The organism is Azospirillum doebereinerae, from assembly GCF_003989665.1.
Taxonomy (GTDB): Bacteria; Pseudomonadota; Alphaproteobacteria; order Azospirillales; family Azospirillaceae; genus Azospirillum; species Azospirillum doebereinerae.
Genome location: NZ_RZIJ01000001.1, coordinates 682,625 through 690,049 on the forward strand (window position 1 = coordinate 682,625; position 7,425 = coordinate 690,049).

Annotated in this window: 3 protein-coding genes; 1 reads left to right on the forward strand and 2 read right to left on the reverse strand. The window is 70.5% G+C overall.

From position 1 onward, the window contains the following. Window positions 1-38: 38 nt before the first annotated feature. Window positions 39-2,531, reverse strand: coding sequence for a penicillin-binding protein 1A (locus tag EJ913_RS03215; RefSeq protein WP_126994672.1), 2,493 nt, complete (start codon window positions 2,529-2,531; stop codon window positions 39-41). 179 nt (window positions 2,532-2,710) lie between these two features. Continuing rightward, window positions 2,711-4,063, reverse strand: a complete 1,353-nt coding sequence (locus tag EJ913_RS03220) for an N-acetylmuramoyl-L-alanine amidase (protein WP_244939218.1) — start codon at window positions 4,061-4,063, stop codon at window positions 2,711-2,713. A 615-nt stretch (window positions 4,064-4,678) separates the two neighbouring features. On the opposite strand from EJ913_RS03220, the gene EJ913_RS03225 reads away from it, so the two are divergent. Continuing rightward, the coding region (locus EJ913_RS03225) for an Rne/Rng family ribonuclease (protein WP_148125248.1) at window positions 4,679-7,425 on the forward strand (2,747 nt) is incomplete at its 3' end.

Sequence of the window (7,425 nt, forward strand, 5' to 3'; positions counted from 1 at the left end):
CGCTTCCCTCTCCCGAGGCGGGAGAGGGAGTCTCTCGCTCAGTACAGCCCGCCCGTTCCCAGGGTCGCCGCCGCCGGCGGGCTGGCCATGCTGCCGGGATCGGCCGAGGCGGGCAGCGCGTTCGGGTCGCCCATGCCCAGCGCGCTGTTGGCCGAACCGTCCAGCACCATCTGCGGCCGGTCCGGGTTCGGCTCGGTGCCCGGCAGGAAGGCTTCCCAGATCGCCCGGCGGTCGCCCGGCTGGGCCAGATCGCCGGTCGCCGGATTGACGCGGACCAAACGCAGGCCGGGCGGCACGCGGAACGGCGTCGCCGGCTTGTCCTTCAGCGCCTCGGCCATCACCTCCTTGAAGATCGGCACGGCGGCCGAGCCGCCGGTCTCGCGCGGCCCCAGCGAGCGCGGCTGGTCGAAGCCGATGTAGGTGCCGACCACCAGATCGGGCGAGAAGCCCATGAACCACGCGTCGTTGCTGTCGTTGGTGGTGCCGGTCTTGCCGGCCAGCGGCTTGCCAAGCGACAGCAACGTCGTCGCCGTGCCGCGCTGGACCACGCCTTCCAGGATCGAGACGATCTGGTAGGTGGTGCGCGGATCGTTGATCTGCTCGCGCGCGTCGGGCACCCGCGGCGTTGCCAGCCCGTCGCGCCATTCCGGTGCCGCGCAGGTGTCGCAGGGACGGTTGTCGTGGCGGAAGATGGTCTTGCCGTTGCGGTCCTGGATGCGGTCGATGAAGGTCGGGACCACCTTCTTGCCGCCGTTGGCCAGCATCGCGTAGGCGGTCGACATCCGCAGCACCGTGGTCTCGCCCGCCCCCAGCGCCATCGGCAGGTAGGGTTGCAGGTTGTCCATGATGCCGAACTTCTCGGCGGTCGCCTTGACCTTGTCCATGCCGATCTGCTGGGCCAGCCGCACGGTCATGACGTTGCGCGACTTTTCGATGCCGACGCGCAGCGGGGTCGGGCCGTAGAACTCGTGGCTGAAGTTCTCGGGCCGCCACACCGGCTGCCCCCCGCCCGGATCGTAGGCGAAGGGCGCGTCCATCACCAGCGAGGACGGGGTGAAGCCCTGGTTCAGCGCCGTCAGATAGACGAAGGGCTTGAAGGACGAGCCCGGCTGCCGCATCGCCTGGGTGGCGCGGTTGAAGACGCTGATGTGCGGCGAGAAGCCACCGACCATCGCCAGCACGCGGCCGGTGTGCGGGTCGAGCGCCACCATGCCGCCCTGCACCGCCGGGATCTGGCGCAGCGCGTAGCTGCCAGCCGGCAGCTCCTTGCCCTTCTCGTCCTTGGCCGTCGTCGGCTCGACCAGCAGCAGGTCGCCCAGCTTGGCGACCTCGGACGGCTTGCGGATCGCCGGGCCGAGATTTTCGCCCTCCTTCCAGGCCCGCGCCCAGCGCAGCTCCGACAGCGGGATGCGCCCGCGCCCGCCGTCGGCCAGACCGATGTCGAGCGCGTCGGGAAGGTCGTCCTTCAGCACCACGGCCAGCTTCCAGCCCTCGGCGCCGGGCGGGTGCGCGGTGGCGGCGAGCTTCTTGGGCCAGCCGTCGAAATTCTCCATCTTGCCGACCGGGCCGCGCCAGCCGTGGCGGCGGTCGTAGGCGACCAGACCGTCGCGCAGCGCCTTGGTCGCCGCCGCCTGGATCACCGGGTCGAGCGAGGCGCGCACCGACAGGCCGCCCTCGTAAAGCGCCTGCTCGCCGTAGAGCTTGACCAGCTCGCGCCGGACCTCCTCGGCGAAATACTCCGAGGTGACCATCTCCTGCTCGTCGCGCTTGCGCACGACCAGCGGCTTGGCCTGGGCGGCGCGGGCCTCGTCGGGGGTGATGTGGCCGTCCTCGGCCATGCGGCCGATGACCCAGTTGCGCCGGGCCAGCGCCGCGTCGCGCTGGCGTTCGGGGTGGTAGTTGCTGGGCGCCTTGGGCAGGGCCGCCAGATAGGCGACCTCCTCGATGTCCAGCTCGTCCAGCGCCTTGTTGAAGTAGTTCAGCGACGCCGCCGCCACCCCGTAGGAGCGGAAGCCGAGGAAGATCTCGTTGAGGTACAGCTCCATGATGCGGTCCTTCGAGAAGGACCGCTCGATGCGCACCGCCAGGATCGCTTCCTTGATCTTGCGGGCGAAGGAGACCTCGTTGGTCAGCAGCATGTTCTTGGCGACCTGCTGCGTGATCGTGCTGGCGCCGACGGGCCGGCGGTCGCGGCCGAAATTCTCGATGTTGACCAGGATGGCGCGGGCGATGCCGATGGGGTCGACGCCCTTGTGCTCGTAGAAGTTCTTGTCCTCGGCCGCCATGAAGGCGTTGATGACGCGCTTGGGCATGGCGTCGATCGGCACGAAGACCCGGCGCTCCGAAGCGAACTCGGCGAGCAGCCGCCCGTCGCCGGCGTGAACGCGGGTGGTCACCGGCGGCTGGTAGGTCGCCAGCCGGCTGTAGTCCGGCAGATCCTGGTTGTAGTGGTCGAGCATGTAGACGAGCCCGCCCGCGCCGGCCAGAGCCAGCATGACGAAGGCCATCAGAAGAGACAGAATAAGGCGCATGACCGATCCCAAGGCAAACGGCGTCGGGCCGGCCGCGAAAGCGGCCGCCCGTCGGACCGGCGCATCCTACACCGCGCAAGCGGGGTACGCCGACCCTCTTCCAGACATGTCAGGAAAATGTGACACGCAGAGGGCTGAGGCGGGCGGAAAACGAAACGAGGCGGCTCCCGGCCGGCCCATCAATCGCGCTTGGCGCCGCTCAGCCATTTGAAATAGGCGTCGATGGTCCGGGCCAGCGCCCGGCCCAGCTTCTCGCGGTGCCCCGCCGAAACCAGCAGGTTGGCGTCCTGCTTGCTCGACAGATACCCCATCTCGATCAGGGCCGAGGGCACGTCGGGCGCGGTCAGCACCGCGAAGCCGGCCTGCCGGTGCGGCTTGCTGGGGATCAGCGTCACCTCGCGGCCCAGATTGTCGAGCGCGAGCTTCGCGAAGCGCTTGGAATGATTCATCGTGTCGCGCTGCGCCAGATCGATCAGGATGCTGGCGACCAGCTGGTTCTCGCCCGACAGATCCATGCCGGCGATCGCGTCGGCGCGGTTCTCCTTGGCCGCCAGCATCTCCGCCTCGCGGTCGGACGCCTTGTCGGACAGGGTGTAGATCGACAGGCCGCGCATGGACCCGCTGCCGATGCTGTCGGCGTGCAACGAGATGAACAGGTCGGCGTCGGCCTCCCGCGCGATGGCGACGCGGTCGCGCAGCCGCACGAACACGTCCTTGTCGCGGGTCAGCCGCACGCGGTAGCGGCCGGTCGCCTCCAACTGGCGCTTGGCCTCCTTGGCGGCGGCCAGCGTGATGTCCTTCTCGTGCAAGCCCCCGACGCCGACCGCGCCGGGATCGGCGCCGCCATGGCCGGGGTCGAGCATGACCAGCGGCTTCTCCACCAGCGAGGGCGCCTTGGGCGCCGCCGGTGGCGCCGTCGCGACGGGCGGCGCCACCGGAATGGCGACCGGCACGACCTGGGCCGGCGGCAGCGAGGGCAGCGGGGCGAAGGGCGCCGGCGACGGGGTCGCGTTGGCCGCGCGGGCCGCCGATTTGGGCTCCGGCGGGGCGGCCGCCGCGACGCGCTGGAAGTCGGCCGGCGTCACCCGCTCGAGGTCGAGGACGAGGCGCGGCTGGTGCCCGTCGCGCGCCGGCAGCCAATAGGCCTCGCGCACCTTGGCCGGGCCGACCGTCTCGAAGCTCACCCGCAGCGTCCCCGGCTCCGCCACCGCGTAACGGTAGCGCGAGACGAGGCCCTTGCCCTCCATCGGCACGCCCCCGCCGGGCCAGATCAGCTCCGGCAGGTCGACGAGGATGCGGTAGGGGTTGGCCGCGACCGTGACCGTGAAGGGCACCGCGTCGCTGAGCTCCAGCACGAAGCGCGTCTTGTCCGGATGCAAGCCGAGTCGCGCGTCGACCACCGCCGGCTTGGGCGGCGGTCCCGGCAGCGCCGCCGTGGTCTGCGCCGCCGCACTGCCGGACACCCCCAGCGCCAACGCGACCAGCAGCGCCGCGACGAGCGCGCGCGAACCGGTTCCGCGCCGGGCGGGCATGGACCGTTGGACAAGGGGCAGTCGCCGCATGGAAACCACTCGGCACGATGAAGGAACAGACACGTCCCAGCTATAGCCCAGCCAAATCGGCGGGCTCAACGCGCAAGCGCGGGGCTGCGCGGATTCCGCGCGAGGGTGCCGTTCCTGCAACACCGCCACGACGGCGACTCGAAGGCGCGCCCTTTCGGTTGCCACCGTGACGCGACTCGCCGCATTTCCGCGTTGTGCAAGCCAAAGCGCTTGTCTATGGTATGGTTGCGACAGACCGCAATTCGCCAGACTCCCGGCCGGACCCTCTTCGGTTTCCGATCGAGGCGCCGGACGATGGGAAGCTGCGGCGCCGCCCCTTGACACCACCCGTCCGGTCCTTCGCGCCCGCGGGTCGTCGCCGGGTGGCGCGTTCGGGTTGCCGGTGAGAGGACGAAACCTCGGAGCTGGCGGGGGCCGCAAGGTCGCCGCCCGGCGCTTGTCGACCGACCCGTCCTGGCTGCTTTTATCAGCGCCGTTCGACGGTGCCGGTCCCTGCGCCGCACGCTTCGCCCACAACAGACGATGCGTCCGGGCGACCCTGTCGGTCGCGCGGGTCCACCCGGATTGCGTCGTTGAGGATCGTGTATGGCCAAGCGCATGCTGGTGGACGCCACGCACCCGGAAGAGACCCGGGTCGCCGTGGTGAGTGGCAACCGGCTGGAAGAGCTCGATTTCGAGATCGCCAGCCGCAAGCAGTTGAAGGGCAACATCTACCTCGCGAAAGTCACGCGGGTCGAGCCCTCGCTTCAGGCGGCCTTCGTGGAGTATGGCGGGAACCGCCACGGCTTCCTCGCCTTCTCCGAAATCCATCCCGACTATTACCGCATCCCGGTCGCCGACCGTGAGGCGCTTCTGGCCGAAGAGCGCCGCCTGGACGAGCAGGCCGAGGCGCGCGCCGAAGCCGCCGCCGACGGCGCCGTGATGGCCGAGCCGGTGCACCCGGAACGCGTGGTCGAGGAATGGTCGCCCATGCCCTCGCCCATCGCTCCGGAGGCCGGCGACAACGACGCGCTGACCGGCGAGACGGACGAGACGGCGGCCTCCCAAGAGGTCGCGACTCCCGAGAACCCCGACGTGCTCGGCGGCGACGAGGAGGAAGAGGCCGAGGAGGTGCAGCGCCGCCGCGCCCGTCCGCTGCGCAGCTACAAGATCCAGGAGGTCGTCAAGCGCCGGCAGGTCATGCTGGTGCAGGTGACCAAGGAGGAGCGCGGCAACAAGGGCGCCGCGCTGACCACCTACCTGTCGCTGCCCGGCCGCTACTGCGTGCTGATGCCCAACACCGGGCGCGGCGGCGGGATCTCCCGCAAGATCACCAACCCGGCCGACCGCAAGCGCCTGAAGGAGATCCTGTCGGATCTCGACATTCCGGACGGCATGGCGGTCATCCTGCGCACCGCCGGGCTGGAGCGCTCCAAGCCCGAGATCAAGCGCGACCTGGAATATTTGCTGCGTCTGTGGGACGACATCCGCGAACAGACGCTGAAGTCGTCGGCGCCCTGCCTCATCTATGAAGAGGCCAACCTGATCAAGCGGTCGATCCGCGACCTCTACGCCGCCGACATCGACGAGATCTGGGTCGAGGGCAGCGCCGGCTTCAACACCGCGCGCGAGTTCATGGGCATGCTGATGCCCGGCCACACCAAGCGCGTCCAGCAGTACCGCGACGACACGATCCCGCTGTTCCACCGCTACCAGGTGGAAACGCAGATCGACGCGATCCACAGCCCGGTGGTGCAGCTCCGTTCCGGCGGCTACATCGTCATCAACCCGACCGAGGCGCTGGTCTCCATCGACGTCAACTCCGGGAAGTCCACCCGCGAGCGCAACATCGAGGAAACCGCCTACAAGACCAACCTGGAGGCCGCCGACGAGGTGGCGCGCCAGCTGCGTCTGCGCGATCTGGCCGGGCTGATCGTCATCGACTTCATCGACATGGAGGAGCCACGGAACAACGCGTCCGTCGAGCGCCGCATGAAGGAGGCGATGAAGAACGACCGGGCGCGCATCCAGCTCGGCCGCATCTCGGCCTTCGGCCTGCTGGAGCTGTCGCGTCAACGCCTGCGCCCGTCGCTGCTGGAGACCAACTTCGAGCGCTGCCCGCACTGCTCGGGCACCGGCGTCATCCGCTCGGTCGAATCGGCGTCGCTGCACATCCTGCGCGCCATCGAGGAGGAGGGCATCCGCAAGCGCTCCGCCGAGATCACGATCTACGTGCCCACGCAGATCGCGCTCTACATCCTCAACCAGAAGCGCGGCGAGCTGGCCAAGATCGAGGAGCGTCACGGCTTCCACGTCATGGTCCAGGCCGACGATTCGCTGATCGCCCCGGACCACCGTCTGGAGCGCAACCGCGCCCGCCTGCCCGACGAGGAAGGCCCGCTGGTCAGCGCCGACCGCGTGATGGCCGAGACCGACCGCGCGCTGGCCGCCGAGCCGGTCGAGGAGATCGTCGAGGAGGTCGAGATCGACGAGGCCGTCGAGGGCGAGGACGAAGCCGAGGCCGGCGAGCGCACCGAAGCCAATGGCGATGCCAACGGCGACGAGCGCCGCCGCCGCCGCCGCCGCCGCCGCGGCCGGGGTCGTGACCGCGAGGACGGCCGTGGCGACACGACCGCCGAAGGCGAAAGCGAGGAGAGCGAGAGCCAGGGCGAGGACGAAGCGGCCGAGGCCGCCCTTCCCGTCGCGGCGCTCGCCACCGACGTTGCCGAAACCGTTGGCGAGGCCGTCGAGACCGACACCGACGAGGGTGAGGGCGACGAGGAGGAGAACGGCGACGAGTCGGGCACCAGCGCCGACGGACGCAAGAAGCGCCGTCGCGGCAAGCGTGGCGGCCGTCGGCGGACCCGTCGCGATGGCGTCGAGGGTGTGGAAGGCGAAGAGGCGGTTTCCGCCGACTCGGACGCCGAAGCCCCGGTCGCAGCTCCGTCGGTTGCGGCGCCGGCCGCTCCGGCCGAGGCCATCGACCTCGACTGGATCCTGACGGGCGAGGCGCCGGCCGAGGAAGCCGTCGCGGTCGAGACGCCCACTCCGGTGGCTCCGGCCCCGGTGCAGGCCGCCGTCAAGGAGGCCGCCCCGGCCAAGAAGCCGGCGCGCAAGCGCAAGGCCGCCGCCGAGGCCCCGGTCGAAGCGCCGCCCGCCCCGGCTCCGGTCCCCGAAGCCGCTCCGGCGAAAGGCCGCCGCAAGGCCAAGTCCGCCGCCGTGGTCGAGGCTCCGGCCCAGGCCGTCGTCGAGGAGGCCCCGGCCAAGAAGCCGGCGCGCAAGCGCAAGGCCGCCGCCGAGGCCCCGGTCGAAGCGCCGCCCGCCCCGGCTCCGGTCCCCGAAGCCGCTCCGGC